25 protein-coding genes and 1 pseudogene are annotated in these 24,749 nt (G+C 68.4%); 11 read left to right on the top strand and 15 right to left on the bottom strand.

Annotation, left to right across the window (positions count from 1 at the left end):
- Positions 1-41 precede the first annotated feature (41 nt).
- Positions 42-728 (top strand): TetR/AcrR family transcriptional regulator, encoded by a 687-nt coding sequence (locus JOF29_RS24765; protein ID WP_209696854.1) that lies wholly within the window; start codon positions 42-44, stop codon positions 726-728.
- On the opposite strand, the gene aat is transcribed toward JOF29_RS24765, so the two are convergent.
- Entirely contained in the window at positions 721-1,320 is a 600-nt protein-coding gene (gene aat / locus JOF29_RS24760) for a leucyl/phenylalanyl-tRNA--protein transferase (protein WP_307863657.1), read from the bottom strand. The genes JOF29_RS24765 and aat overlap by 8 nt on opposite strands.
- A gap of 185 nt (positions 1,321-1,505) precedes the next feature.
- Here aat and JOF29_RS24755 point away from each other — a divergent pair, with 185 nt between their 5' ends.
- On the top strand, positions 1,506-2,201 hold the full coding sequence (locus JOF29_RS24755) for an EcsC family protein (RefSeq protein WP_209696852.1): 696 nt from the start codon (positions 1,506-1,508) through the stop codon (positions 2,199-2,201).
- A gap of 10 nt (positions 2,202-2,211) precedes the next feature.
- Here JOF29_RS24755 and JOF29_RS24750 read toward each other — a convergent pair whose 3' ends face one another.
- Together JOF29_RS24750 and JOF29_RS24745 are read right to left on the bottom strand one after the other, a co-directional pair.
- Complete coding sequence (locus JOF29_RS24750; RefSeq protein ID WP_209696851.1) at positions 2,212-3,051, bottom strand: helix-turn-helix transcriptional regulator; 840 nt, start codon at positions 3,049-3,051, stop codon at positions 2,212-2,214.
- Positions 3,052-3,082: 31 nt separating this feature from the next.
- A complete protein-coding gene (locus tag JOF29_RS24745) occupies positions 3,083-4,009 on the bottom strand; it encodes a hydroxymethylglutaryl-CoA lyase (protein ID WP_209696850.1) in 927 nt (308 codons plus the stop codon).
- A gap of 70 nt (positions 4,010-4,079) precedes the next feature.
- On the opposite strand from JOF29_RS24745, the gene JOF29_RS24740 reads away from it, so the two are divergent.
- The 3 genes from JOF29_RS24740 to JOF29_RS24730 all read left to right on the top strand — a co-directional run bounded on the left by JOF29_RS24740 (position 4,080) and on the right by JOF29_RS24730 (position 7,160).
- Entirely contained in the window at positions 4,080-4,724 is a 645-nt protein-coding gene (locus JOF29_RS24740; protein WP_209696849.1) for a GNAT family N-acetyltransferase, read from the top strand.
- Between the two features lie 157 nt (positions 4,725-4,881).
- The gene (locus JOF29_RS46330; RefSeq protein WP_209696848.1) at positions 4,882-5,787 is read left to right on the top strand and encodes a DUF8175 domain-containg protein; all 906 of its coding nucleotides are present in this window, start codon (positions 4,882-4,884) and stop codon (positions 5,785-5,787) included.
- Positions 5,787-7,160 (top strand): TrbL/VirB6 family protein, encoded by a 1,374-nt coding sequence (locus JOF29_RS24730; protein WP_486327216.1) that lies wholly within the window; start codon positions 5,787-5,789, stop codon positions 7,158-7,160. Before JOF29_RS46330 ends, JOF29_RS24730 begins: the two co-directional genes overlap by 1 nt.
- A gap of 1 nt (position 7,161) precedes the next feature.
- Here JOF29_RS24730 and JOF29_RS24725 read toward each other — a convergent pair whose 3' ends face one another.
- The 4 genes and pseudogenes from JOF29_RS24725 to JOF29_RS46325 form a co-directional block, all read right to left on the bottom strand.
- The gene (locus JOF29_RS24725; protein ID WP_209696846.1) at positions 7,162-7,971 is read right to left on the bottom strand and encodes an ABC transporter permease; all 810 of its coding nucleotides are present in this window, start codon (positions 7,969-7,971) and stop codon (positions 7,162-7,164) included.
- Positions 7,964-8,779 carry an ABC transporter permease gene (locus tag JOF29_RS24720; protein ID WP_209696845.1) on the bottom strand — a complete coding sequence of 272 codons (816 nt, stop codon included), beginning with the start codon at positions 8,777-8,779 and terminating at the stop codon, positions 7,964-7,966. The genes JOF29_RS24725 and JOF29_RS24720 overlap by 8 nt, the downstream gene beginning before the upstream one ends.
- Positions 8,776-9,465 carry an AAA family ATPase gene (locus JOF29_RS24715; protein WP_504739550.1) on the bottom strand — a complete coding sequence of 230 codons (690 nt, stop codon included), beginning with the start codon at positions 9,463-9,465 and terminating at the stop codon, positions 8,776-8,778. The genes JOF29_RS24720 and JOF29_RS24715 overlap by 4 nt, the downstream gene beginning before the upstream one ends.
- A gap of 32 nt (positions 9,466-9,497) precedes the next feature.
- Positions 9,498-9,791: pseudogene (locus JOF29_RS46325) on the bottom strand (ATP-binding cassette domain-containing protein); the annotation flags it as partial.
- A 196-nt stretch (positions 9,792-9,987) separates the two neighbouring features.
- Between JOF29_RS46325 and JOF29_RS24705 the strand changes: the two are divergent.
- Both JOF29_RS24705 and JOF29_RS24700 read left to right on the top strand, forming a co-directional pair.
- Positions 9,988-10,539 carry a MarR family winged helix-turn-helix transcriptional regulator gene (locus JOF29_RS24705; protein WP_238156732.1) on the top strand — a complete coding sequence of 184 codons (552 nt, stop codon included), beginning with the start codon at positions 9,988-9,990 and terminating at the stop codon, positions 10,537-10,539.
- 92 nt (positions 10,540-10,631) lie between these two features.
- Positions 10,632-12,164 (top strand): molybdopterin-dependent oxidoreductase, encoded by a 1,533-nt coding sequence (locus tag JOF29_RS24700; RefSeq protein ID WP_307863656.1) that lies wholly within the window; start codon positions 10,632-10,634, stop codon positions 12,162-12,164.
- Here the strand turns inward: JOF29_RS24700 and JOF29_RS24695 are convergent.
- Positions 12,145-12,756, bottom strand: coding sequence for a TetR/AcrR family transcriptional regulator (locus JOF29_RS24695; protein ID WP_209696844.1), 612 nt, complete (start codon positions 12,754-12,756; stop codon positions 12,145-12,147). The two genes, JOF29_RS24700 and JOF29_RS24695, sit on opposite strands and share 20 nt — an antisense overlap.
- A gap of 56 nt (positions 12,757-12,812) precedes the next feature.
- Here JOF29_RS24695 and JOF29_RS24690 point away from each other — a divergent pair, with 56 nt between their 5' ends.
- From JOF29_RS24690 to JOF29_RS24680, 3 genes are all read left to right on the top strand, one after another.
- Complete coding sequence (locus tag JOF29_RS24690) at positions 12,813-13,517, top strand: hypothetical protein (RefSeq protein ID WP_209696843.1); 705 nt, start codon at positions 12,813-12,815, stop codon at positions 13,515-13,517.
- A complete protein-coding gene (locus JOF29_RS24685; RefSeq protein ID WP_209696842.1) occupies positions 13,514-15,577 on the top strand; it encodes a YhgE/Pip domain-containing protein in 2,064 nt (687 codons plus the stop codon). The genes JOF29_RS24690 and JOF29_RS24685 overlap by 4 nt, the downstream gene beginning before the upstream one ends.
- A 72-nt stretch (positions 15,578-15,649) precedes the next feature.
- Complete coding sequence (locus tag JOF29_RS24680; RefSeq protein WP_209696841.1) at positions 15,650-17,041, top strand: ricin-type beta-trefoil lectin domain protein; 1,392 nt, start codon at positions 15,650-15,652, stop codon at positions 17,039-17,041.
- 13 nt (positions 17,042-17,054) lie between these two features.
- Here the strand turns inward: JOF29_RS24680 and JOF29_RS24675 are convergent, their stop codons facing one another.
- Together JOF29_RS24675 and JOF29_RS24670 are read right to left on the bottom strand one after the other, a co-directional pair.
- Positions 17,055-17,531, bottom strand: a complete 477-nt coding sequence (locus JOF29_RS24675) for a YbaK/EbsC family protein (protein ID WP_209696840.1) — start codon at positions 17,529-17,531, stop codon at positions 17,055-17,057.
- On the bottom strand, positions 17,507-18,364 hold the full coding sequence (locus JOF29_RS24670) for a DMT family transporter (RefSeq protein WP_209696839.1): 858 nt from the start codon (positions 18,362-18,364) through the stop codon (positions 17,507-17,509). Before JOF29_RS24670 ends, JOF29_RS24675 begins: the two co-directional genes overlap by 25 nt.
- An 81-nt stretch (positions 18,365-18,445) precedes the next feature.
- Between JOF29_RS24670 and JOF29_RS24665 the strand changes: the two genes are divergently transcribed.
- Positions 18,446-19,336: a LysR family transcriptional regulator gene (locus tag JOF29_RS24665; protein WP_209696838.1), complete on the top strand. Its 891-nt coding sequence runs from the start codon at positions 18,446-18,448 to the stop codon at positions 19,334-19,336.
- A 161-nt stretch (positions 19,337-19,497) separates the two neighbouring features.
- Here JOF29_RS24665 and JOF29_RS24660 read toward each other — a convergent pair whose 3' ends face one another.
- From JOF29_RS24660 to ngcE, 5 genes are all read right to left on the bottom strand, one after another.
- Positions 19,498-19,830, bottom strand: a complete 333-nt coding sequence (locus JOF29_RS24660; RefSeq protein ID WP_209696837.1) for a hypothetical protein — start codon at positions 19,828-19,830, stop codon at positions 19,498-19,500.
- Between the two features lie 435 nt (positions 19,831-20,265).
- Positions 20,266-21,507 carry a hypothetical protein gene (locus JOF29_RS24655; RefSeq protein WP_209696836.1) on the bottom strand — a complete coding sequence of 414 codons (1,242 nt, stop codon included), beginning with the start codon at positions 21,505-21,507 and terminating at the stop codon, positions 20,266-20,268.
- The gene (locus JOF29_RS24650; RefSeq protein WP_372446349.1) at positions 21,504-22,406 is read right to left on the bottom strand and encodes a carbohydrate ABC transporter permease; all 903 of its coding nucleotides are present in this window, start codon (positions 22,404-22,406) and stop codon (positions 21,504-21,506) included. Before JOF29_RS24650 ends, JOF29_RS24655 begins: the two co-directional genes overlap by 4 nt.
- A 9-nt stretch (positions 22,407-22,415) precedes the next feature.
- Positions 22,416-23,306, bottom strand: a complete 891-nt coding sequence (locus JOF29_RS24645) for a carbohydrate ABC transporter permease (protein WP_209696834.1) — start codon at positions 23,304-23,306, stop codon at positions 22,416-22,418.
- Positions 23,306-24,676, bottom strand: a complete 1,371-nt coding sequence (ngcE, locus tag JOF29_RS24640) for an N-acetylglucosamine/diacetylchitobiose ABC transporter substrate-binding protein (protein WP_209696833.1) — start codon at positions 24,674-24,676, stop codon at positions 23,306-23,308. Before ngcE ends, JOF29_RS24645 begins: the two co-directional genes overlap by 1 nt.
- Positions 24,677-24,749: the final 73 nt, after the last annotated feature.

Genomic DNA, 24,749 nt, shown 5'->3' with positions numbered 1-24,749 from the left:
TGTCAAGAGCACTGCTCTCGGTTTTGTGGCAGACTGGCGACATGAACGCCGGACGTACTGCCCGTGAACGTGCCCGGGCCGAGCTGACCGACGAGATCAAGACGGTCGCCAGGCAGCAGTTGGCGACCGTCGGCGCCGAGGCGCTCTCGCTGCGGGCGATCTCCCGCGAGCTCGGGATGGTGTCGTCGGCGCTGTACCGGTACTTCGCGAGCCGCGACGAGCTGCTCACCGCGCTGATCATCGACGCGTACGACGCGCTCGGCGAGGCGGCCGAGGGCGCGGCGACCGGGGACGATCCGATCGAGGAGTGGCTCGCGATCTACGCCGCCGTACGGGGGTGGGCGCGGACTTATCCACAGGAGTACGCGCTGATCTACGGCTCCCCGATCAGCGGGTACCAGGCGCCGCAGACGACGGTCGAGCCGGCGTCGCGGGTGCCGCTGGCGCTGCTCGGGTTGTTGCAGCGGGCGCAGGCGGCCGGACGACTGTCCGTGCCGGGGGATGCACCGGAGCCCGAGGGCACGTTGGCCCGGCAGACGGAGGTGCTGCTCGCGCTGGCGCCGGACGTTCCGGCGGCGGTGCTGGTACGCGCGGTGATCGTGTGGACGCAGCTGTTCGGCATGATCAGCTTCGAGCTGTTCGGTCAGCTGGTCGGGTCGATGGATCCGGCGGACGCGTTCTTCGCGTCGGCCGCGCGGCAGATGGCGGCGTTCGTCGGGCTCAGCTGAAGGCCTTCGGCAGCGGTACGTCGACGGCGCGCACGACCCGTCGTACGTAGGTCTCGCGCGGGATCGAGGCCGCGCCGAGCGTGGCGAGGTGGTCGGTCACCCACTGGATGTCGAACACCCGGTCGGCGGCGTACTCGTCGTTCAGCAGCTCGATCGTGCCCGCGACGGCGGCCTTCGACCCGTCGGTCTGGTGGTGGAACATCGACTCGCCCGCGAACAGCCCGCCGATCGCCACGCCGTACAACCCGCCGGCCAGTTCGTCGCCGTTCCAGGCCTCGACCGAGTGCACCCAGCCGAGCCGGTGCAGCTCGGTGTACGACGCGATGATGTCGCGGTCGATCCACGAACCGGGGCGGCGCGGGTCCGCACACGCGCGGATCACCTGGTCGAACGCGGTGTCCACCCGGATCTCGAACTTCGCCCGCGCCCGCCGCAGCGACCGCGACGGCTGGTACCCGGCGACGTCGATCACCCCACGGTCGACCGGCGACCACCAGAGCACCGAGCCGCGATGGTCCGGCATCGGGAACAGCCCCCGCCGGTACGCCGCCAGCACCGTCCCCGGCGCGAGATCGGCACCCCCCGCAACCACGTCACTGCTCCCGGCCACCCCTACAGGCGGGAACTCCCACTGAGTCGGAGCAGGTTCGATCGGCACCCAACCATTCTCACCTAGGGGACATCAAGGGTTTCTCCCGAGTGGCGATGGGCGGGGAGGCACGTACAGTTGAAGCACGTCCGGGTTCTGACGCGTGGGGCCGGGCGGGAAGGAGCACCGTGGCCGGAGTAGCCAGGTTCGTCGCCAGTAGTCTTGCGCCCGCAGCCCAGCGGTTCGCCCCGACGGCAGCGGGCGGCATGTTGCGTCAGATCCTCGAGGTCGCGATCGACGGGTACCAGCGGTTCCCGGGCGCGGAGCGGATCGCGGACAACAAGCTGGAGCGCTGCGGCGGGGACGTGACGCTCGCGATCGAGGCGGTCATCGACCAGCACATCCGGCTCGCCGGCGTCCAAGGGTTCGCGACCAGCATCGGCGGTCTCGTGACGCTACCGGTCGCGCTGCCCGCCAACCTGACCGGTCTCGCGGTCGTGCAGTGCCGGATGGTGGCGGCGATCGCCCATCTGCGCGGGTACGACCTGGACGATCCACGCGTCCGGACGGCGGTGATCACTTGCCTGCTCGGCGAGGACGGGGTGACCGCGCGGCTGAAGAAGTCCAGCCTGGTGTCCTCCCCGCTGGCGATCGCGACCGCGCCTGTGTTCGACCCGGAGCTCGACCGGCAGGTGTCCGGCGAGGTCGTCGCGGAGCTGATCGGCCGGATCAGCGGCAAGCGGATGGCCATCACCGTCACCCGGCGGGTGCCGCTGCTCGGCGGTGCGGTGGGCGCCGGCGTCGACGGCTGGTCGACGTACCGTGTCGGTCAGTTCGCGGACAAGAGCCTGGTCCGACGCATCCGCCGACCGATCGAGCCGTGACTTCCGCGGGTCACGCTGACTGATTCGCAGTCTCCCGCCGGGTGAGGGGGAGTTTGGCGCGGGTTTCCGCGTCGGCGGGGGTTTCCACGAACAGCACCAGGTCGGGGTGTGCCGAGACGGCGAGCTCGGTGACGATCAGGTTCAGCTCGCCGGCCCGCGGGTTGTTGATCCGGCGGTGCCTCGACGTACAGGCCGAGACCTCGTGCCGCGACCATAGCTGCTCGAACTCGGGGCAGATCGACCGCAGCCGGGCCAGGTCCGTCTCCCAGTCCGGGTCGCCGACGTGCTCGCCGTACGCCGACCGCAGCCGACCGACCAGGTACGGCACCTCGGTGTCGTAGTTGAGTAGTTGCTCGCGCGCGGTCGGCTCGGTGACGATGCACCAGAGCAGGTTCTGATGGATACAGGGCAGCTGGTGCCAGTCGTGGAACAGGTCGTGGTACGCGCGGTTCGCCCGGACGATGTCGAACCGGGTGTTGGTGATCACCGCCGGCAGCGGATCCAGCCCGTCGACGATCTCCTCGAACACCGCCTCACTCGCGCAGTCCGTCATCCGCGGCAACCGCATCGGCGTCGCCTCGGCCAGCCGGTACAGGTGCTCCCGCTCCACCGGTGTCAACCGCAACGTCGACGCCACCGCGTCCAGCACCTGCCCACTGGCGTTGATCGGCCGCCCCTGCTCCAGCCACGTGTACCAAGTCACGCCGACGCCCGCCAGCTGTGCCAACTCCTCCCGCCGCAGCCCCGGCGTCCGCCGCCGCCCACCCCCGGGCAGGCCGACGTCCTCAGGCGCAACCCGCGCCCGCCGCGCCTTCAAGAACTCCCCAAGCTCAACCCGCTGCGCACTCACGCGCCCAGTCTGCTCGCCGCCACCGACAGTTTCAGCCGGCCAGCGCCTGGACCACTCGGCTCGGGGAGGGTTTGCCCAGTTGGCCAGCCATCCAGGTGGACGTGGTGACGAGCTTTTCGAGGTTCACGCCGGTGTGGATGCCGAGGCCGTTGAGCTGCCAGAGGAGGTCTTCGGTGGCGAGGTTGCCGGTGGCGCTCTCGGCGTACGGACAGCCACCGAGGCCGCCGGCGGAGCTGTCGACGGTGGTGATGCCTTCGCGGAGGGCGGTGACGGTGTTGGCGAGGGCCTGGCCGTACGTGTCGTGGAAGTGGACCGCGAGTTTGTCCACAGGGACGCCTGCGGCGGTGAAGGCCCTGATCAGCGCCGTGACCTGGCCCGGCGTGGCGACGCCGATCGTGTCACCCAGGGAGAGTTCGTGGCAGCCGAGCTCGACGAGGCGCGCGCCGACCTTGACCACCTGGTCGATCGGTACGTCGCCCTCCCACGGGTCGCCGTAACACATCGACACGTACCCGCGGACCGTCAGCCCGGCGTCGAGCGCCCGCTGGATCGTCGGTGTGAACATCGTGAACTGCTCGTCCAGCGTCGAGTTCAGGTTCTTCGTCGCGAACGTCTCGGTCGCGCTCGCGAAGATCGCGATCTCCCGGACGCCGGCCGCCAGCGCGCGGTCGAGGCCGCGCTCGTTCGGGACCAGGACCGGGGCGCGGACGCCGTCGGGCAGATCGAGCTGTTCGAGGAGCTCAGCCGCGTCGGCCAGCTGCGGGACCCACTTCGGGTGCACGAAACTCGTCGTTTCGACCGTCGTCAGCCCGGCGTCGACCAGGCGCCGGATGAACTCCGCCTTGACCGCCACGTCGACGATCGCCGACTCGTTCTGCAACCCGTCGCGCGGGCCGACCTCGTAGATCGTGACCCGGTCGGGCAGTCCCTCGGCCGTGACCAGCTGCGGTTCGCGCATCGTGCTGCCTCCTCGGCGGTCGAGCGTGCCGCGGGGTCTCCGCGACGATGCTCTTGATGAAATGCTCCTGATGACAACTCTTGCTGCCATTCTGCGTGCCGCCGAACGTGGCGCCTTCCCGCCCCCGGATCTCGGCGTCTCGGTCGTACCGCCGCCGTCGGAGCGGGAGTCGTGCGTGGTGTCGTTCACCGGCCACATCGTGATCGCCGCGGACGTCGATCCGGCGTGGGTCGCGGAGCGGGTACCGGAGGGCGACCTGTGCGCGCCGACCAACCCGCCGTTCCTGTCCGCGCTCGAGGAGTTCACCGGCCGCCGGGTCAGCGCACTCGACGCGATGCTGCTCGCCCCGGCCCTCACCGACCCGGGTGAACGCACCGCAGCCACTGCAGGCCTCACCGAACTCCAGGACCTGGACCACCCTCGAGTCGACCGAGCCTGGCGCTACCGCGACGACGTCCGGGTGTACGTCGACGCCGACGAAGGCCTGGTACTGACCGGCCGCGGCCTGGCGGACCGCCTGGAGTGTGCCATCGAAGTACCCCCGAACGCCCGCCGGCAAGGCCACGGCCGCCGCCTCGCGCTGGCGGCCCGAGCCCTGATCCCGCCCGACTCCGCCGTCTGGGCCCAGATCACCCCCGGCAACGCCGCCTCCCTTCGCACGTTCCTGGCGGCCGGCTACAAGCCAGTCGGCTCTGAGGCGCTGCTCCTCAAGTAACCGCTCGGATCCACAGCTGTGGAAAACTCTGGGGAAACCGCTCTCAGTTCGGTCTGAGCAGTGCTGCTTCGCGGGCCTGTGGATAACTTCTGCGGCGGGGTTCCGATTTTTGTCAGCCTTGGGAGGCGAGGTTCCGGCTGAGAGATCGGGGAGTGGGATGGACAAGAGCGAGGACAGGTCGCCGTACGGACCGGGGTTTGTCGCGGCGTGCATTGTCGTGGGGGCGATCGTCGCCTGCGGGGTCACGTTGATCGCGACCAGCGGATCCTCGGGTCACTCCGCGGCGGTGCGGTCGGAGGTGTCGGCCGGGCAAGCGGGTTCGGCGGGACCCACCTCGGCGTCCGGCGCCACGCCGCCCGGACCGAACGCGCCCGGCCCCGGCCGGAACGGAACCGGGACTGGAACCGGGACTGGAGCCGGAACCGGGACTGGAGCCGGAACCGGGACTGGAGCCGGAACCGGGACTGGGACTGGGACCGGAGCCGGGAGTGGGACCGGAGCCGGGGATGGGGCTGGTGGTGGGGCTGGTGGTTGTGGGCTGGGGGATGGGGATCAAGGGATGCCGAGTACGGCGCCCTCCGTGGATCGGTGGGAGGTCAGCCGCCGGGTCGTCGTACCGCAGTCGGCCAGGTTCGGTCCGGCTAAGACCGACAGCGACGGGTTCCGCCGGTGCTTCGCGCACTCGCCGACCGGCGCGGTGTACGCGGCGTACAACGCCCTGGCAGCCCTCGCCGACGTGCGTCAGGCCATCCCCACGGTCCGGAAGCTGATGCTGCCGGGACCGGACACCGACGCCCTGATCGCGGCGCTCCGGCGGGAAAGCTCGTCGGACGATTCGGAAGCAACCCAGATCGCCGGGTACCGGATCCTCGACGCCGGCCGGGACCGCGCGACGATCACGCTCGCACTCCCGGTCGAAGGACAGTACATGAGCGCCACCCTGACGCTCGTCTGGCACGGCGGAGACTGGCGGGTCCAGCCACCACAGCCGGGTGCAGCGGTCGGCGCGCCGTTCTCCCAGGTCCGCGGGCTCGGGGACTTCGTGGCTTGGAGTGGTGTCTGATGTGCGGACCGACCAACGTGACCTGTCACATCGGTGAAGGCCTCATGAACGCGGCCAACTCGGCTCTCAGCCAACTCACCGACGCGATCAGCAAGAGCGCGAGCGAGGCGATGAACGCGGTCGCGACCTTCTGGATCAAGTCCCCGACACCGGAGATCGCCTACGGCGCCGACACCGGTGCCCCCAGGAACACCGAGATCGTGCAGTACCTGCAGGACAACGTCCTCGGGATCTCGATGGCGCTGTTCACGCTCGCGATCCTGGTCGCGGCGATCCGGACCGCCTGGGAGCAGCGCGCCGAGCCGCTCAGGTCGTTGCTGCAGGCAATCTTGACCTTCGTGGTGGTGAGCGCGGCCGGTACGGCGACGATGCAGCTGCTGATCACGTATTCGGACCAGCTGGCGGTCAGGATCATCCAGCAGGTGCAGCCGGACCAGTCGAAGATCGGCCCGATGCTGGTCGCCATGGTCTTCAAGGCTTCGCTCGGCGACAACGTGTCCGGGCTGATCCTGATGTTCGCCGGCGTCATCGTGGTGATCGCCGGTGTGGTCCAGGTGGCGCTGATGCTGGTCCGGTCGGCGCTGCTGATTCTGCTGGCCGGCACGTTCCCGCTGGCCGCCTCCGCGACCAACACCGAGGTCGGCAGGAACTGGCTGCGCAAGTACTGCAACTGGTCGCTCGCCTTCATCGCCTACAAACCCGCCGCGGCCCTGATCTACGCAGCGGCGATGAAGATGAACGAGATGCACATCACGGCGGCGAAGACGGACGAGATGCAGGCCGCGGCGACGTCCAACTCGTTCGTACAGACGACGACCGGGCTGATGATGTTGCTGATGGCGATCGCGGCGCTGCCGGCGTTGCTGCGGTTCATCGTCCCGGTCACGGCGGCCGTCGCGGGTGGCAGCTCTGGAATGGGTACGGCGGCCGTCGACCCGGGTGGCTCGGCCACCGGTGCGCTGAACATCGCCAGCAGTCGCGGCGCCGCGGGGGCCGGTAAGGCCGGCGCGGGTGCGGGTGCTTCCGGCGGTGGGGCTGCCGCGGCCGGCGGTCCCGCGGGGGCGGCCCTGGCCGGCGCGGCGATGGCGGTCAACGGTGCGCGCAAGGCCGCCGGTGGCGCTGCCGGAGCGGCCGCGCACTCCGCGGGCGAGTCCGCCGGAGGCGCGGCCACGCCCACCAGTTCGTTCAGCTCGGGCGGGGGCTCCGGCGGGGGTGCGGGCGGTGGGCCGGGCGGGAGTTCGGGGGCTCGCTCGGCGCCGTCGAGTTCGTCCACCGCGCGCCCGCGCACACCGCGACCGACGCCGCCGCCCGACTCCTCGGGGCAGGAGCAGGATCGGGAGCCGGCGTGGGCCGGCCCGAGCGGCAACTGGTGAGTCAGCTTCCGGGACTCGTGTACTTCGGCATCATCCGGGTGAAGAAGGCGTAGCCGAGGGTCAGAGCGAGGGCGCCGGCCAAGGGGGAGGCGGTGGTCAGCCAGATGGGGAGCGGGACGTCGGAGGTGCGGTGCAGGAGGACGGTGGCGGGGAGGAAGGAGATGAAGGCCATCGGGAAGGCGGTGCAGAAGGCGTAGAAGGCCGGCCGACCGAACATGGTCAACGGGTAGCCGGAGAACTGGGTGATGGAGCTGTCGGCGAAGATCCGGAGGGAGAACGTCGAGGTTGCGACGAAGGACAGTCCGCAGAAGAAGGTTGCGATGCCAGTCTCGATCAGGCTGCCGCCGAGCACTGCCAGCAGCAGATAGGCAATCTTGACCGCGTCCCAGTCGACGGGTGCCTGTCGGCTGAAGATGACCAGCGCGCCGACGCCGAGCAGCGCGTCGCCGAGCGACATCAGCGAGAACCGTCGCGTGACCAACTGCAGGAACGGGTTCACCGGTCGCAACAGCACCCGGTCGAACTCGCCGTCGCGCACCATCTCGTCGGTCAACATCAAGGCCCCGAACGGAACGACGTACAGCGCGTGCGATGCCAGCCGCATCGCGAACACGAAGGCGACCTCGGGGAAACCCCAGCCCGCGATCACACCGAACTTTCCGAGAAGGACGCCGAGGAACAGCAGCTGCGTGCCCTGAAAGGCGACGCCGCCCATCAGCGTCGTCCAGAAGTTCACGCGGTACTGCAACTGCGCCCGCAGCGCCGCACGCTCGAGGATCAGGTACTGCCGGAGCCACGACGGCTCAGCCACCCTGCACCACCACCTTGTGCCGCGCGCGTCGCCACACCAGCTCGAGGAGGACCGCAAGTACGACGACCCACAGCAGCTGTACGCCGACCAGCGCCAGCGCCTCGCCGCCCCGCAGCCGGCCGAGGTAGATCGACACCGGGGTGTAGACCTGCGCCTGGAACGGCAGCCACTCGACCGACGACCGCAGCCAGCCCGGCATGAACCACAACGGGATCAGCGAGCCGGAGAGGAACGCGCTCCCGAACCGGTACACGATCAGCGGCCCGCCGACCTCGAACGTCCAGAACGTCACCATCGACACGATCAGGTTGCACAACATCGCCACCAGGACGCCGGCCACCGTCGCCACCAGCGAAAGGAGGAACGCGCCCCCGCTCGGCGGCAGCACCAGCGCACCGATCACGCCCGCAACCGCGAGCCCGATCGCGCCGAGCGGCAGCCGGCCGAGCAGTACGCCGAAGTTCTGGCCGAGGACCTGCCACATCAGGCCGAGCGGCCGGGTGAGGTCGGTCGCGATCTGGCCGTTCCGGATCCGCATCGGCAACGACGAGAACTGCCACGGAAGGAGCACCGACTGCAGACACGCCGCGATCGCCGCGTACGCGACCGCCGTATGCACGTCCACACCGGCGACCGGCCCCCGGTCGCCGTACACGATCCGCCAGACCGCGATCGCCAGCACCACCTGGATCACCAGCGTCACCGCGCCGGTGAGCAGATCGCCGCGGTAGATCAGGAGGGATCGCGTCCCGGCCCGGGTCATGCCCCGGAACGCCCTGATCCGCGCCGCCTGCTCCGCCGTACTCACGTGAGCAGTCCGTCGTACAGCTGGGAGATCACGTCCGTCAGGCGTGGATCGACGATCGACAGCTCGTCGACCTGGTAGACCTGCGACACCCGGGCGATCAGCTCGGGGGTGGTGATCTCCCGCGGGTCGAAGCGCAGTACGACGCTGCGGTCCGGGTACGCCAGCACGGTGCCGACCGCGGCGGAGTCGACCTCGGTCGCGAACGGGATGTCCGCGACCCGGCGGATGCTGCGCTCGGCCAGCGTGAGGACGAGGAGCCGGTACGGCATGAAGCGTTCTTTCAGCCGCGACAGGTCCCCGTCGTACAGGACGGTGCCGGAGTCGATCACGATGATCCGCTGGCAGAGCCGCTCGACGTCGTCCATGTCGTGGGTGGTCAGCACAACGGTCGTGCCCGCGGTCCGGTTGGTCTCCGCGATGAACTCGGTCAGCCGCGCCTTGGCGACCACGTCCAGCCCGACCGTCGGCTCGTCGAGGAACAGGATCGACGGTTCGTGCAGCATCGCGGCGACCAGGTCGCCACGCATCCGCTGGCCGAGCGACAGCGAGCGCACCGGTGTCTCCAGGAAGTCCGACAGGTCGAGCAGCTCGGTGAACAGGCCGACACCTTGCGATACGTCGCCCGGTCCAGGTTGTACAGGTCCGCCAGTACTTCGAACGAGTCGCGGAGTGGGAGGTCGTACCAGAGCTGCGTCCGCTGACCGAACACCACGCCGATGTTGCGGGCGTTCCGGGCGCGGTCCCGGGACGGCTCCAGCCCTGCGACCCGGCAGACGCCGGACGTCGGGGTGAGGATCCCGGTCAGCATCTTGATGGTCGTCGACTTGCCGGCGCCGTTCGGGCCGAGGTACCCGACGAGTTCGCCGGGCTCGACCTCGAAGTTCACGCCGTTCACCGCGCGGGTGATGTCGCGTTTGGTGCTGAACAGCGCTCGCGGGCGCGGCAGGCGGCCCGGGAGTACCGCGGGCCGGCTGAACTCCTTGACCAGCTCGACCGCCTCGATCACCGCCATGCGTACCCTCCCCAGCGAGCGCGTCCGGTCATCCTGCCACCGTTCCGGCGCCGCCGCAGTACGAATTTCACCGTTCTAGACCGGATCTGGTTCTGGGTGTCCGTTACGCTCAGGAGGTTTGCGGTTCTGGGTCGATCTGTAGCCGAAAGGTCACCCCGTGTAGCGAAGTGAACTGGTCAGCTAATAGAGTCCGCGCATGACCATCGCGCCTTCGCTTTGCTCGCCCCTAGCGCTCGCCGATGCAGAACCCACTCGCGCCGCCGAACCCTGGGAAAGCGACGTGCTGACGGCCTACGGGCTGCTGCGAGAAGCAGCAGCTGAGCTGGATCACCTGATGCGCCATTCCTTGAAGCGCAGTGGACTGCAAATGGCAATGTTCGAACTGTTGCTACGGCTGGCCCGTAGCAACGGGGAGAAGCAGCGTCTGACCTCCCTTGCCAGGGAGCTGACCGTCACCACTGGTGGCATTACCCGTCTGGTGGACCGAGCCGAGAACCTCGGCCTCGTCCGCCGGGAGCCCTGTCCCGACGATGCCCGCGGCTCGTTCGCCGTCCTGACCGAGGAGGGGAAGCGGCGGCTGCGTGACGCACTGCCGGATCACCTGCTCGAGATCGACAGCCTCTGGATGTCCCAGTTGGCGGACGAGCAGGACGTCGTACTCGGCAAGCTCCGCCGGGTCCGGGACAACGCCCGTCGGTGGCCGAACGGCCGCCCGGGCCTGGGGCCGATCACGCCCGACCGGATCTGACCAGCACCACAACTTCACCAATCGCATTACCCGCGACTAACGGATGGGGCGCTCGACTGGTGTCGGGCGCCCCATCGCGCAATTGTTGAGAAGTGAACCAGCGACGGGGTTTGTGGTGGCGGGGCGCTCTGGGCGGGGTGCTGGCGGCCTTGGCGGGGCTCGCGGTCGGCAGCGTGGTCGCGGCCGTGGTGGGTACGCCGCAGACGCCGGTGGTGGCGATCGGGTCGGCGTTCATCGATCGGGTGCCGCCGTGGCTGAAGGACCTGGCGATCTCCTGGTTCGGGACCCATGACAAGACGGCACTCCGGATCGGGATCCTGCTGGTGATCGCGGTGCTCGCCGCAGTCGGAGGGATTCTCTCCGTACGCCGGTACTGGGCCGGCGCGCTGATCACGATCGCGCTCAGCGGGGCCGCCGTCGCGGCCGCGTACACCCGCGCGGACTCCGGGCAGACCGGATTCCTCCCGTCGATGCTCGCCGGCGTCACTGCGTTGCTCGTACTGCGCCTGTTCAGCCGACGTTTGGAACCCCTGCTGGCCTCTTCGATCGACAGGCACGGCCCGGACGACGCCGTCAGCCGCCGTGGGTTCCTGCAGCTGTCCGCGGGCGTGGCCCTCGGTTCCGCCGCGATCGCCGTACTCGGCAAGGTCGTCGGCGGGAACCGCGCCGCGGTCGCCGACGCCCGCAAGCAGCTCAAGCTCCCGCAGCCGCCGTCCCTGGCACCGCCGGCCGGCGTCCAGGCGGACGGCGCCGTACCGTGGGGCACCGCGAACGCGGACTTCTACCGCATCGACACCGCCCTCTCGGTACCGCAGATCGTGCCCGCGGACTGGAAGTTGCGGATCCACGGCATGGTCGACCGCGAGCTCAACCTCAACTTCGACGACCTGCTGAAACGCCAGGTCATCCACAAGTGGGTCACGCTCACCTGCGTGAGCAACGAGGTCGGCGGCGACCTGATCGGCAACGCGCTCTGGTCGGGTGTCGTGCTGAAGGACCTGCTCCAGGAGGCGGGGCCGTCGAAGGACGCGGACGCGATCAAGTCGACGTCGAAGGACGGCTTCACCGCCGGTACGCCGCTTCCGACGCTGCTCGACGACCGCCAGGCGATGCTGGCGTTCGCGATGAACGGCGAGCCGCTGCCGGTGGAACACGGCTTCCCGGTGCGGATCGTCGTACCCGGGCTGTACGGCTACGTGTCGGCGACGAAGTGGCTGGTCGACATCGAGGTGACGCGGTTCGACCAGTTCGAGGGGTACTGGACGCCGCGCGGGTGGTCGGCGCTCGGGCCGATCAAGCTGTCGTCGCGGATCGACACCCCGCAGAACAAGAAGGTCACACCCGGACCGGTGACGGTGGCCGGTGTGGCCTGGGACCAGCACGTCGGCGTGTCCAAGGTCGAGGTCCGGGTAGATGGGGGCCCTTGGCAACAAGCGACGCTGGCCGCGGACCCGTCGGTGGACACCTGGCGGCAGTGGCACTGGACGTGGAACGCGCCGCACGGCACGCATCTGCTGCAGGTACGGGCGTTCGACGCGCAGGGCAATCCGCAGGTCGAGTCGTCCGCACCACCCGCTCCGAACGGCGCGACCGGCCTGCACACGGTCAGCGTGAAGGTCGGCTGACCGCCTCCAGCACCATCGGCAGGAACGTGTGCTCCAGCGTCCCGGCCGGCACCTCGTCCGGCTCGAGCAGGCTCTGCGACCGAGCCCCTTCGTGTACGGCGATGACCATCCGGACGAACTGCTCCGCCGGGACGGTCAGCTCGAGGCCACTCGTCTCGGTGATCTGCTCGACCAACCGCGTCAGGCTCTCGCGGAACATCGCGCGCTGCTTGTTCAGCGCCTCCGCCGCGTCCGGGTCGCGCAGTGCGTGCAGCGTGAACTCGGCCGAGATCAGGTGCCATTGGCGCTGGTCCGGCGCGGTCTCGTCGAGCAGTCCGAGGACGGCGTCGAGCAACGAGCCGGGCTGGCTCGCGAGCTCCGGCAGCAGCGCCTCGATCTGCTCCAGCAGCCGGTCGGTGGTGGCCTGGAACAGCGCGAGCACCAGCTCGTCCTTGGAGCCGAAGTTCGAGTAGAAGGCGCCGCGGGTGAACCCGGCGCGCTCGCAGATGTCCTCCACCGACGCGCCGTGGAACCCGCGCTCGGCGAACACCTCGAGGGCGCCTTCGAGAAGACGGGCCCGCGTGTTCGAACGGCGGCGCTTGGGAGGTTCCATAGGAGTAGGATACAGTTCTGTATTGAATACACAACCGTATTGAACGGGGATGCAGGATGGAGCTCGAGGCCGTCGGGATCAGTGTGCGTGGTCCGCACGCACCGATGCTGCTCGCCACGTCGGTGTCGGTCGCGGATCATCAGGTGGTGCTGCTAACCGGTTACCCGGGCCCTGGGCACGTAGCCGCGGCGCTGGGGCTGTCCGGTCGGCTGAAGCCAGACACCGGCACGGTCCGGTTCGACGGCAAGGCCGACCTCGCCTTGCTGCGGCGACGGGTCGCCGTGGTCGACGCCCCCGGCATCACCGAGCCCGACGACGCCCTGCCGGTTCAGACGGTTGTCGGCGAGGAGCTCGCGATCGCCGGTCGCAAGGCCGGGCGTAAGGCGGTGCTCGAGTGGTTGAACGAGCATGACGCCGCGGAGCACGCCGACAAGCGGTTCGAGCACCTGCCGGTCGCCGTACGGACAAGACTCCTCGCGGAGCTCACCGTTGCGCGTCCCGACGTACAGGTGGTCATTCTGACCATGCCGGATCGACACGGTGGCGATCCGCATGGCTGGTACGAGCTGGGGCGCGGGCTGGCGGCAGACGGGTACGGCGTGATCATCACGTGTGCTGACGCGTCAGCGCGGTTGCTCGACATCAAGGCCGCCCGCATGGGCGAGACGGATCAGCCCGACCCCGTGCAGGTCGCTCCGACAGCTCCTGTCGAGCCCGTGACTGCAATTGAAGATGAAGAGGAAGAGGAGACAGAGGCGTGACCGCGCTGCGGATGGCCCTGAGTGAGTTGCGGCGCCTGACGGCCGGGCGGCTGCCCAAGCTGGCCGTGGTCGCGCTGCTGCTGGTGCCGGTGCTGTACGGCGGCCTGTATCTCTACGCGAACCACGACCCGTACGGCCGGCTCAACAAGATCCCGACCGCAGTTGTCGTCGAGGACCAAGGTACGACGCTGGCGACCGGCGAGAAGCTCAACGTCGGACCGCAGGTCGCGGACGAGCTCGTGAAGTCGAAGAGCTTCGACTGGCACCAGGTGGACCGGGCGGACGCGACGCAGGGCGTTTCGGAGGGGAAGTACGAGTTCGCGCTGGTGCTGCCCAAGTCGTTCTCGGGCGACCTGGCATCCAGTGCGGACTTCAAGCCGCGGCAGGCGCAGCTGGAGCTGCTGACGAACGACGCCAACAACTACATCGCCCACACGATCGCCAACCAGGTCGTCGCGCAGGTGACGAAGACGGTCGCGTCGCAGGTGAGTGAGACGGCCGCGTCGCAGCTGCTGGCCGGCTACAACACCATCCACAAGCAGATCAGTACTGCGGCCTCCGGTGCCGCCCAGCTGCAGGCCGGGCTGACGTCCGCCGGGACTGGTGTCACGAAGCTGCAGACCGGCGCCACGCAGCTCAACACCGCACAGCAGCAACTGTCGACCGGCGCGACGCAGCTGGCGACTGGTGCAACCCAGGCTTCGCAGGGCGCATCGTCGCTCGCGACTGGTGCCTCGCAGCTCGACAGCGGCCTAGGGACATTGAAGGACAAGACTGCTTCGCTGCCGAAGCAGACCAAGCAGCTGGCCGACGGCGCGGGCCAGGTTGCCGACGGCAACGAGAAGATCGCCGGTGTCGGAAAGCAGGTGGCGACCGCGTCCAGCACGCTGGTCCAGGACCTGAAGACATTCGACGCCCAGCTGGCCGCGAAGCTGAAGGAGCAGGGCCTCAGCCAGCACCAGATCCGGGTGATTCTCCAGGAGACCGCGAAGCTGCGCGGCCCCGTCGTACAGGCGAACACGAAGATCCAGTCGACGTCCAAGCAGCTCAACCAGCTTGCAACCGGTGCACGGAAGGTATCGGACGGTGCGTCCGAGCTGGCAAACGCTACGCCCGCGCTGACCAGCGGAATCAGTACTGCGGCCACCGGCGCGCACCAGCTCAACACAGGCGCCTCCCAGCTGAAGACCGGGCTCGGCACCCTGCAGACCGGTGCACAGAAGCTTGCTGCCGGTGAGAAGCAGGCCGTGGCCGGCCAGGGCCAGTTGCTGACCGGTGTGAACAGTCTTGCGACCGGTATGGGTCAGCTGAAGACCGGTGCGACCCAGCTGAGCACCGGTCTGCAGAACGGCGTGAAGCAGATCCCCAACCCGACCGCTGACCAGCGCAAGGCAGTCGCGGAGACGCTGGGTGCCCCTGTGACGCTGCAGAACGTCTCTCAGGCCACGGCGGCCAGCTACGGCGCCGGCCTGGCGCCGTTCTTCCTCAGCCTCGCCTGCTGGATCGGGGCGTACGTCCTGTTCCTGCTGGTCCGGCCGCTGTCCCCACGGGCGCTGGCCGCACTGCAGTCGCCGTTCCGGGTGGCTCTCGGCGGTTGGTTGCCTCCGGCCCTCTTCGGCGCGGTGCAGGCGACGCTGGTGTTCGTGGCCGTCGTACTCGGCCTCGGGATCGACGCGGCACATCCGTGGCTGACGGTCGGATTCCTGATCCTGACGTCGTTGACCTTCGTCGCGATCCTGCACGCGCTGTCGGCGTGGTTCGGTGCGGTGGGTAAGTTCCTCGGCCTGGTGCTGATGGTGGTCCAGCTGGTCAGCGCCGGCGGTACGTTCCCGTGGCAGACGATCCCGGAGCCGCTGTACTTCTTCCACCACGCGCTGCCGATGAGCTACGCGATCGATGGCGTCCGGCACCTGATGTACGGCGGGCCCGGCGCCTCGCTCGGGCGGGACCTGCTCGCGCTGGCCGCGTGGTTCGTGGTGGGGATCGCCGCCTCCACCCTGGCCGCCCGCAAGCAGCGGGTCTGGCCGGCCAAGAAGCTGCAGCCGGAACTGGTGCTGTAGCTCCTCCCCCAGCACTTCTTAGTGGGCGTCGAGGCATTGACGAGGGGTAATGTTTGCGTGAACATCGGCGGCATGAGATCAGCCCGCAGGATCGCCGCCGCGATGCTCTCGGTCGCCGCCGCCGTCACCACGCTCACTGCCCCTCCGACCTCGGCGGCACCGCTGCCCGCGAACACCGGCGCGTTCCGCGGGGTGAACTGGGCCGACCCGCGGGACAACTACGCCCACGACGCGGTGGTCCCGTCCGGCCTCAGTACGGCGGACAACTACGCGACGACGTACCGCAAGGCGGACGGGATCGTCGGCGAGTTCCGCAAGGAGCTCAAGGCGAACACGGTCCGGCTGCCGATCAACCCGTCGAGCGTGGGGACTGCCTGGTGGAGGTCCTACCGCGGGGCGATCGACGCTGCCGTCGAGCGCGGGTTCAACGTCATCCTCAGCTACTGGGAGGCCGACAACGCCAAGGACGGGCGGGTCGACGACACCGCGGCGTACGCGGCGATGTGGGACACCGTGGTCAAGGCGTACGCCAAGAACCCGCACGTGTACTTCGAGCCGATGAACGAGCCGTTCGGGTACACGCTGACCGACTGGGTCTCGCTGACGTCGGCCTGGATCGCCCGGCACAGCGACGTACCGCGGAGCCGGATCGTCATCTCCGGCACCGGGTACAACGACAACGTGACCGGGGTCGGCGCGGCGCCGGAGCTGCAGGGAACGCTCCTCTCGCTGCACTTCTACGGGTTCTGGGCCTCCGACACCACCGAGGCGGCGTGGCTGGCGAACCTGCGGCCCCGGATCGGGTCGTACGGGTCGCGGACGATCATCGACGAGGCCGGGTCGCCGATGACGATCGGGCTGAACTACGGCAACCACGAGGGCAACGTGTACACGTCGTACCTCGCCGCGCTCACCCAGGTCGCCCGTGAGAACAAGATGGGCATCGTGTACTGGCCGGGGCTGCGTACCGGCGACTCCTACTCGATGACGACCCAGGTAGGCCCGGCCGATCTGCAGGTCAACAGCAGGAGCGGACTGGACCAGCTGTGGTGGGGCTGGCGCCTGCTGAAGGACGAGCCGACCAACACGCTGCCGCCGTCCCCGCCGGGCCAGCCGCTGCGTGGAGTCGCGAGCGGCCGGTGCACCGACGTACCAGGGTCCTCAACGGCACCTGGTACGTCGCTGGACCTGTGGGACTGCAACAACGGTGGCAACCAGTCCTGGAACTACACGACCACCAAGCAGCTCACGGTGTACGCCGACAAGTGCATGACGGCCGGGAGCTCCGTAACCATCGAGAACTGCACAGGAGCGACCAACCAGGCGTGGGAGGTCAACGAAGACCAGACCGTGACCAGCGTGGCCGACCCGACGCGCTGCCTGACCGCAACAGGCACCGGCAACGGCGCAGCGGTCGTCACGGCGACCTGCAACGGCTCTGACGGCCAGAAGTGGACCCGTTAATGTGTCGACGGCGTCACTGGGGCGTGATCGGTTCGACCCGCGGGTTCGCGAGCGCGGCGTAGTCCGGGCCGGAGATCATCACCGAGCGGTCGAGGCGGGCGGCGTTGAAGTACAGCTCCGGCGAGGCGACGACGGCCGGGTCCGCGATCAGTTCGAGCTCCGGGTCGAGACTGAATGGCAGGACGGTACCCGGAACCGTCCGGGCGAGACGCTCGGCCGTCGCGGCGTCGGCGAATCCGACGTACCGGGCGGCGTACAGCTGCTTGACCGCGTCGAGGTCGACGCGCCGGTCGCCGGGGACGACGGCCAGCACGTACTTCGTCGTGCGCTTGTCGGGCTTGACCAGCAGGATGATGCACTTGGCGGCTTGCGCGACCGGGTGACCGCGGAGTGCACTGACCGTCTCGGTGGTGCCGTCGGGGGCGTGGTCGATCAGCTTGTACGGGACGTCTTCGAGCAGGGTGATCAGACGGTCGTAGGTGTCAGGCATGGGGACTCCCGGTGGCGGCGTTCGATGGATTGGCCCCACGTGGTGCCGGCGAGCATGAGTACGGCGCCGAGCGCGGCCGGTACGGTCAGCCGTTCGTCGCCGAGGCCGATGCCGATGGCAACGGCCCAGATCGGCTCGGTGCCGAGCAACAGACTGGCGCGGCTGGCCGACGTACGCTGCACCGCCCAGGTCTGCGCGAGGAACGCGAAGACGCTGCAGAACAGGGCTAGGTAGGTCACTTGCAGCCACGTCGACGGGGCGGTTGGCAGGTGCAGTACGGCGGGTACGACGAAGAGCGCCGTACCGACGAGGGACTGGATCGCGGTCAGTTGGAGCGGGCGTACGTCGTGGGCGAGGCGGCCGACGAGCGCGACATGGCCGGCGCGTACGACGGCGGCCGCGAGCATCAGGAGGTCGCCGACGCCGAGGCGGTGCAGGCCGTTGCCGGACATCAGCAGGCCGACCGCGAGTACGCAGCTCGCGGCGGCAAGGTAGAACCTCGGCGGCATCCGGCGGCGGTCCATCAGCGGCGTGAGGACCAGGGTGAGGCTGATGATCAGGCCGGCGTTCGCGGCGGTGGTGTGCGTGACGCCGTACGTCTCGAGGATCAGCACGGCGGCTTGGGTGAGGCCGAGCAGGAAACCGGTGCGGAGCTCGGCGCGGTTGGCGCGTCGTACCGCGGGGAGCAGGGCCAGGGTGGAGATGGCGTAACGGAGGAACAGCACGGCGAGTACGGGGAGGGCGGCGGTCGCGGTCTTCGCCACGAGGTAGCTCGAGCCCCAGACGATCGCGACCATCAGCAGGACGAGGTCGATTCGGCGGGATCCGGGCACGGGTCCAACGGTGACCGATTCCGATGTTGTAGCCAAGACCGAAGTTCTTCAACAAGGTTGTAGCTGGCCTACAGTGTTCTTGTGGACGAGCGGCAGTTGCGGGTACTTCGGGAAGTCGGTGAGCTCGGCAGTGTGACGGCCGCGGCCGAGGCGCTGCTGGTGACCCCGTCGGCGGTGTCGCAGCAGTTGCGGTTGCTGCAGCGTTCGATGCCGGTCCCGCTGACCGAACGCTCGGGGCGCCGAGTCGTACTCACCGCCGCAGGCCAGGCGCTCGCGAGTGCCGCGGCGGATGTCGAGTCCGCGCTGGCCCGGGCGCGGCACGCCGTCGACGAGTTCATCGAACAACCCGACGGAGCGGTCTCCATCGCCGCCTTCCACAGCGCCGCGGCCACGTTCTTCCCGCTGCTCCTCCAGGCCGCTCCCCAGTTGCACCTGCACGACGAGGACGTACCGCAGGACGAGTTCCCGCCGTTGACCCGCGAGTACGACATCGTCCTGGCCCATCGCCTCGACCATGCGGAGGCTTGGCCGCGTACGGTCGCCGTCACTCCGCTGCTGCGCGAGCCGCTCGATGTCGCCGTACCCGCTGACCACCCGCTCGCAGCCAAGCGCACCCTCACCCCACGCGACGTCGCCCACGAACCCTGGATCACCGTCCATGACGGCTTCCCCCTGATGGCCACCATCGAGGCCATCGGCGCCGCCGCCAACCACCGCCTCAACCTGGTCCACCGCGTCAACGAGTTCACGGTAGTCACCGAACTGGTAGCCGCCGGCGCCGGCCTGGCCCTGATCCCCCGCTGGACCGCCCGCCCCCACCCCACCGTCTCCCTCCACCCCCTCCGCGGCGTCCACACCCTCCGCCACATAGACGCCCTCCACCGCCCCGAACACACAGCCCGCACCGCCGTCCGAACCACCCTCACAGAACTACAGAAAGCAGCCCGCACCATCCGCACATCACGAAGCTGAGTCCGTATCAGACCGGGGCACGATTGAACCTGCAAGTCAGTGTCAATCGAGTCGGCATTCGGAATGGTGATTCGAATGCCAATACGGCAGCCTTCTGTCTGGCCAAAGCACAACCGGCTATCGCGTTCAGGAGCGGTGTCCGTGGAGCACTGGTCTCCGCGCTATCCAGCAGATCGGCCTTCATTCCAGAGACTGGCTACCACGGCGAGCTGGTTCCGCAGGTCGAGTGTGTCCACCTGGATGCGCTGGTCGGCGTACGGCGGGTTCGTGGCGTCCGCCTCGTGGAGCATTCGGAACTCGTCGTCGGTGAGCCAAACCTCGCGCGAAGCCGCCCGCCGCCGGGCCTCCGGCAAGCCCACCATGAGATGCACGATCAGGCACCCGGGTAGCTCTCGCCGGTACAACTCGGAGGTCTCGGGTGTGAGCACGTCAGCAACGACAATTTCAATGCCCGCGGCCAGAAGGTTGCGAGCCATGCCGCAGGCGTTCGTCACACCGAGCCTTTGCTGGTTCCGCCCTTCGCCGCCTTCCCACGGGGCCGCAGAGCCGGAGACGACAAGCTGACGTACGTCATCCACATCAACGAAGGCACACCTCGCACGCCCTTCCGCGAGAGCCCGGCCCGTCACGCTCTTCCCGACCGCAGGCCCACCGGTAAGAATCAACGGTAAGAGGCCCATTCACTTCTCCGATCGGTCTCGAGTGCGGATATCGATGCCTAGGGCAATGATCACGCGGCAGTGCCGGGAGTTGTCGACTGTGGGTGCCGCCCCATTTCAAGGGTTCACCTTTGACATTGCCCGTTCACCGCCTGCACACCATGGGTGAAGGGGCAATGTGATGGGTGAACCTCTCAAATGGTGTCCACTGCAAGGTGAGTCGGGCGGCTTCGGTTCAGCGGCGGCACCTTGCTGTCCACGGATCCAGGCCTAGCTGTTCGCGAAGAGGGCGGTTTGGGTGATTAGTTGGTTGGTGGTGGGTTGGTCGAAGAAGGTGATGAGGGCTTCGTAGGTGCCGGCTTCGGCGGCTGCGGGGTCTACTACGTAGCCGTAGTAGCCGTCGGTGTAGCCGATGACTCGGGTGATGGGGTGGGTGCTGTCGGACTGGAGGCAGGCGCCGTGGACGGCGAAGAGTTCGACCGGGAGGTTGATCCAGCAGACGTCGCCCATGGTGACGGCGCTGATCGAGAGGTCGAAGGTTGGGGGGAGGGCGGCGGCTGCCATCAGGGCTTGGCCGCGGGCGCCGTCGAGGCGGGTTTGGGAGATTCGGCCGGAGGGGTCGTCGGTGCCGTGGACGTGGCTTGCGGCGGCGGAGACGACCTTTTCGACTTCGGCGGCGGGTGGGATGTTGCGGACCGGGAGGGTGAGCGTCGTACGGCGGATTGCCGGTGGTGACTGTGGTAGCTCGAGGCCGGGGTGGGCGAGGGCTTCCCGGACCCGGCCGGCCAGCAGGGAGCCGAGACGGGTGATCTCTGCGGCTCCGCGACCCTGGCGGGTGAAGCGTGGGCTGACGTCGCCGGCCGCGCCTTGGAGGAACCCGACGACGGCGGGGGCCAGCGCGGCGCGGGCGGCGCCCGGCCAGTCGGCGGAGTACTTCAGGTTCTCCGGGCCGTACGTCGTCGGGTGGCACGCGAAGTCCAGCAGCACCGCTTCGAGGGAACCCGACAGCGAGTGCAACGCGAGGATCCCGGCGGTGTTGTCGTGCGGCCCGTTGCGGCGGTGCCGGTTGGTGCCGACGCCGACCACCTCGACGGATCGCCATGACGCGGTCACCGGCTGCCGCTCCAGCCGGACCGAACCCACCGCCCCGAGCAGCGCGTCGACCAGGTCCCGCTCGCGGGCAGCGGGGATGACCGGATGGATCTCGCCGGTCCAGCCGGACGGTCCCGAGTGCGTGTGCGACGCCGACACCACGACATGCGACGGCGGGATCCCGGCAGCTGCGCCGGCCGCCGCGGCGAGTTCGGAAACGAGCTCGCAACCGACGGCGATCGCGTCCAGCGTCAGCCACAGGACACCCGGGTCGTCGGTGCTCGACAGCCAGATCAGGCTCGCGTTCAACGGGTCCGCAGTACCGGTGGAGACTCCAGCGCGGGCGGCGTACCCGTCGAGCCGATGACCGGGCGGTGGAGTGACGTCCAGGGACTTCGCTGCCAGGAGGAGTTCGGTCACTTGAGGGCTCCCGCGGTCATACCGGCGCTGATCTGTCGATGGAATCCAAGATATACGGCCAGGACCGGAATTATCGAGATGGTCAGTCCGGCGAACAATCCTGAGAAGTCGCTGTGATAGCCCTGGGTGACCGCGATGTTCGCCAGTCCCTGGGTGACCAGGTACCGCTTCTCGTCGGTGTTCAGCACCAGCGGCAGCAGGTACTCGTTCCACATCCCGAGGAACTGGAAAATGCCGATACTGACCAGACCGGGCCGGGCGAGCGGCAGCATGATGCGAAAGAGCACACCCCAATGAGAACACCCGTCCACAAGTCCCGCCTCGGCAAGCTCCTTCGACTGCGTCTTGAAGAAAGCCGTCAGGAAGAACACCGAGAACGACATCCCGTGCGCGGCGTACACCAGGATCAACCCGAGGTACGTGTTCAGCAGCCCCAGATTCTGTACGACGAAGAACAGCGGCACCAACGCCAGGAACCCGGGGAACACCATCCCGGCCACGAACACGTAGTACAGCACCCGCGAACCCGGGAACTCGAACCGCGCCAGCACGTAAGCGACCGCTGACGACAACAGCAACGTCAGTACGACTCCGCAGCACACGACGACGACGCTGTTGAAGAAGTACGAGCCGATGTGCGACTCGTTCCACGCGCGGGAGAAGTTGTCCCACCGCCAGCGCGACGGCATGCTCCACGGGCTGGTGAAGATGTCCTGGTCCGACTTGAACGAACTGAGCACCGCCCACAGCAACGGGAACACGACCATCGCGCCCCACACCAGCAGGAACCCCTGTGACACCCCGCCGAGCACCCGCGAGCCGACGGCGCTCCGGACCGGGCCAGGCGACGGAGGTACGGCGGGAGCGGTCGACCGGGAAGGAGACGTCAAAAGAGCCATCGTGCCCCCTCAGTACTCGACCCGCTCGCGGCGGGTCAGCCGGAACGTGAGCAGGGTCAGGATCATGTTGATCAGGAACAACGTGACTCCGATCGCGGACGCATAGCCGAACTTCCCGTACGAGAACGCGTTCGTGTACATGTACAGCGAGATCACCTGGGTGGCGTCGTCCGGACCGCCCGGGCCGACCGACAGGATCTTCACCAGCGCGAACATGTCCAGCGCACCGATCACCTGGAACGCGAGCGCCGTCTGCACCGTGTTCCAGATCAACGGCAACGTCACCCGGAAGAACGTCTGCATCGCGCCGGCTCCGTCGAGCAGGGCTGCCTCGTACAGTTCCTTGGGGATCGCCGCCATCGCGGCCGTGAACAGTACGACGTAGAACCCGACGCCGCCCCACACCACGACGGCCATGATCGAGCCGAGCGCGGTCTTCCCGTCACCGAGCCAGAGCCGCGCGAGGCTGTCCAGGCCGATCGCCCGCAGGAACCCGTTCAGCAGCCCGTTCCGCGGCTCGAAGACGAACTGCCAGAGCACACCGACGATCGCGATCGACAGTACGCCGGGGAAGAAGTACACGACCTTGTAGATCCGCGCACCCGGTACGCCGCCGCGGTAGTTCAGGGCGGCCGAGAAGAACAGCGACAACGTCACGATGATGATCGGCAACGACACCAGCAGGAACAGGTTGTGCCGCAACGCCACCCAGAACACCGAGTCGTGGAACAGCGTGACGAAGTTCCCGAACCCGATGTAGTCGTAGCTCGCCGACAGCCCCTCCCAGTTGGTGAACGCGATCGGGAACGCCTGCACGTACGGCGAGATCACGAACACCGCGTAGACCGCCAGCGGGACCAGCAGCAGGCCGACGATGAAGCGGTACTTCCCGTGGTGCATCAGACGTGGAACTTCTTGATCGACGGATCCTTCGCGGTCTCGTCGGCGTAATTCTGCATCTGCTTGCTCCACCCGTCCGGCGTGACCTCGCGGTTCATCAGCGCGGCCATCGCCTTGTCCGAGTTGTCCAGCAGCTTCTTGTACCACAGCCGCCACGACCAGTCCGCGAACATGTTCGTGCCGGCGGCCTCGATCACCGCCTGCATGGACTTGTTCGCCGAGGACAGCTCGACGCCGTCGCTGGCGCCTTTCACCACGGTCAGCGACTTGGTCACCTTGGTGAAGTTCTGCATGCACTGCTTGGACAGGATGATCCGCAGCAGCTCGATCCCGCCCTGCGGGTTCTTCGCCTTGGCCGGCACGATCAGCGCGCCGCCAGGACCACCGGTGACGGTCTCGAACGGCGCCTTGTCGTCCTTCGACATCCCCGGCGCCGGGACCATCGTCATGCCGAGGTCCTTCGGCGCGATGTCACCGAGCTCGTTCTCCAGCCAGCCGCCGCACGGGATGAAGACGGCCTTGCCCTGCGCCCAATAGGTCTGCGACTGGGTGTGTGAGAGCGCTTGCGAGCCCTCCAGCAGGTAGCCCTTCGCGGCCAGCTCCTGGTAGCCCTCGGCGGCCGCGATCAGCGCCGGGTCGCGCCACGCGTTCGGCTCCAGGTTGTCGACCTTCTTCTTCAGGTCCGGGCCGGCGGCCTTGTACGCCGTCATCAGCATCGGGTTGGTGAGGTACCCGGGGAACTTGCCCTGGTACGTCCAGGGCGCGATGTCCGTCGTCTTCTTGATCTCCGCGCAGAGGGCGAGCATCTCGTCCCAGTGCTTCGGGTACTCCCAGCCGTGCTTCTCCATCATCGGCTTGCTGTACCAGATCCCGCCGACGCCGAAGACGTACGGCATCTCGTACTTCACCCCGTCGTACCGGCCGGCCTCGGCGACGCCGGGGAGCAGCGTGTCGCGGACCTTGACGCCGGGCTGACCGTAGGCCTCCATGTCGAGCAGCCGGCCGATGTCCATCACCTGCTTCTGCGCGGCCAGCGTCGCACCGTCCATGCCGACGTTCTCGATCAGGTCCGGCGGGTCGCCCTGGATGAAGCGCGGCTGAAGTTGCTGCTGGAGCTGCTGGCCGCTGTTCAGCTTGACGTCCGCCTTCGGGAACTCCTTGCGGTAGAGATCCAGCGGCATCGTGGTCCATTCCTTGCCGTAGCCGCCGTCGAAGTTGAAGAACTCCAGCGGCTTGCTGCCGTCCACCGACGACCCGGCCGCGACCGGTGCACTCTTGCTCTGGACGGGCTGCGCGCAGGAGGCGAGCGTGGCGACGGCGGATCCGGCCAAGGCGGCGCGGAGCAGGGTACGGCGGTCGACCTCGATCATGAGACGAGTCCTCTCAGGGCGTTGACTGCGTCATGGATACGCCCGGCGGACGGCCTCACGGAAGGGGATTCGA

The organism is Kribbella aluminosa (genome assembly GCF_017876295.1).
In the GTDB taxonomy this organism is placed as follows: Bacteria; Actinomycetota; Actinomycetes; order Propionibacteriales; family Kribbellaceae; genus Kribbella; species Kribbella aluminosa.
Note: the sequence above shows the minus strand (reverse complement) of the source record. Positions and strands in the feature narration are given on the sequence as shown.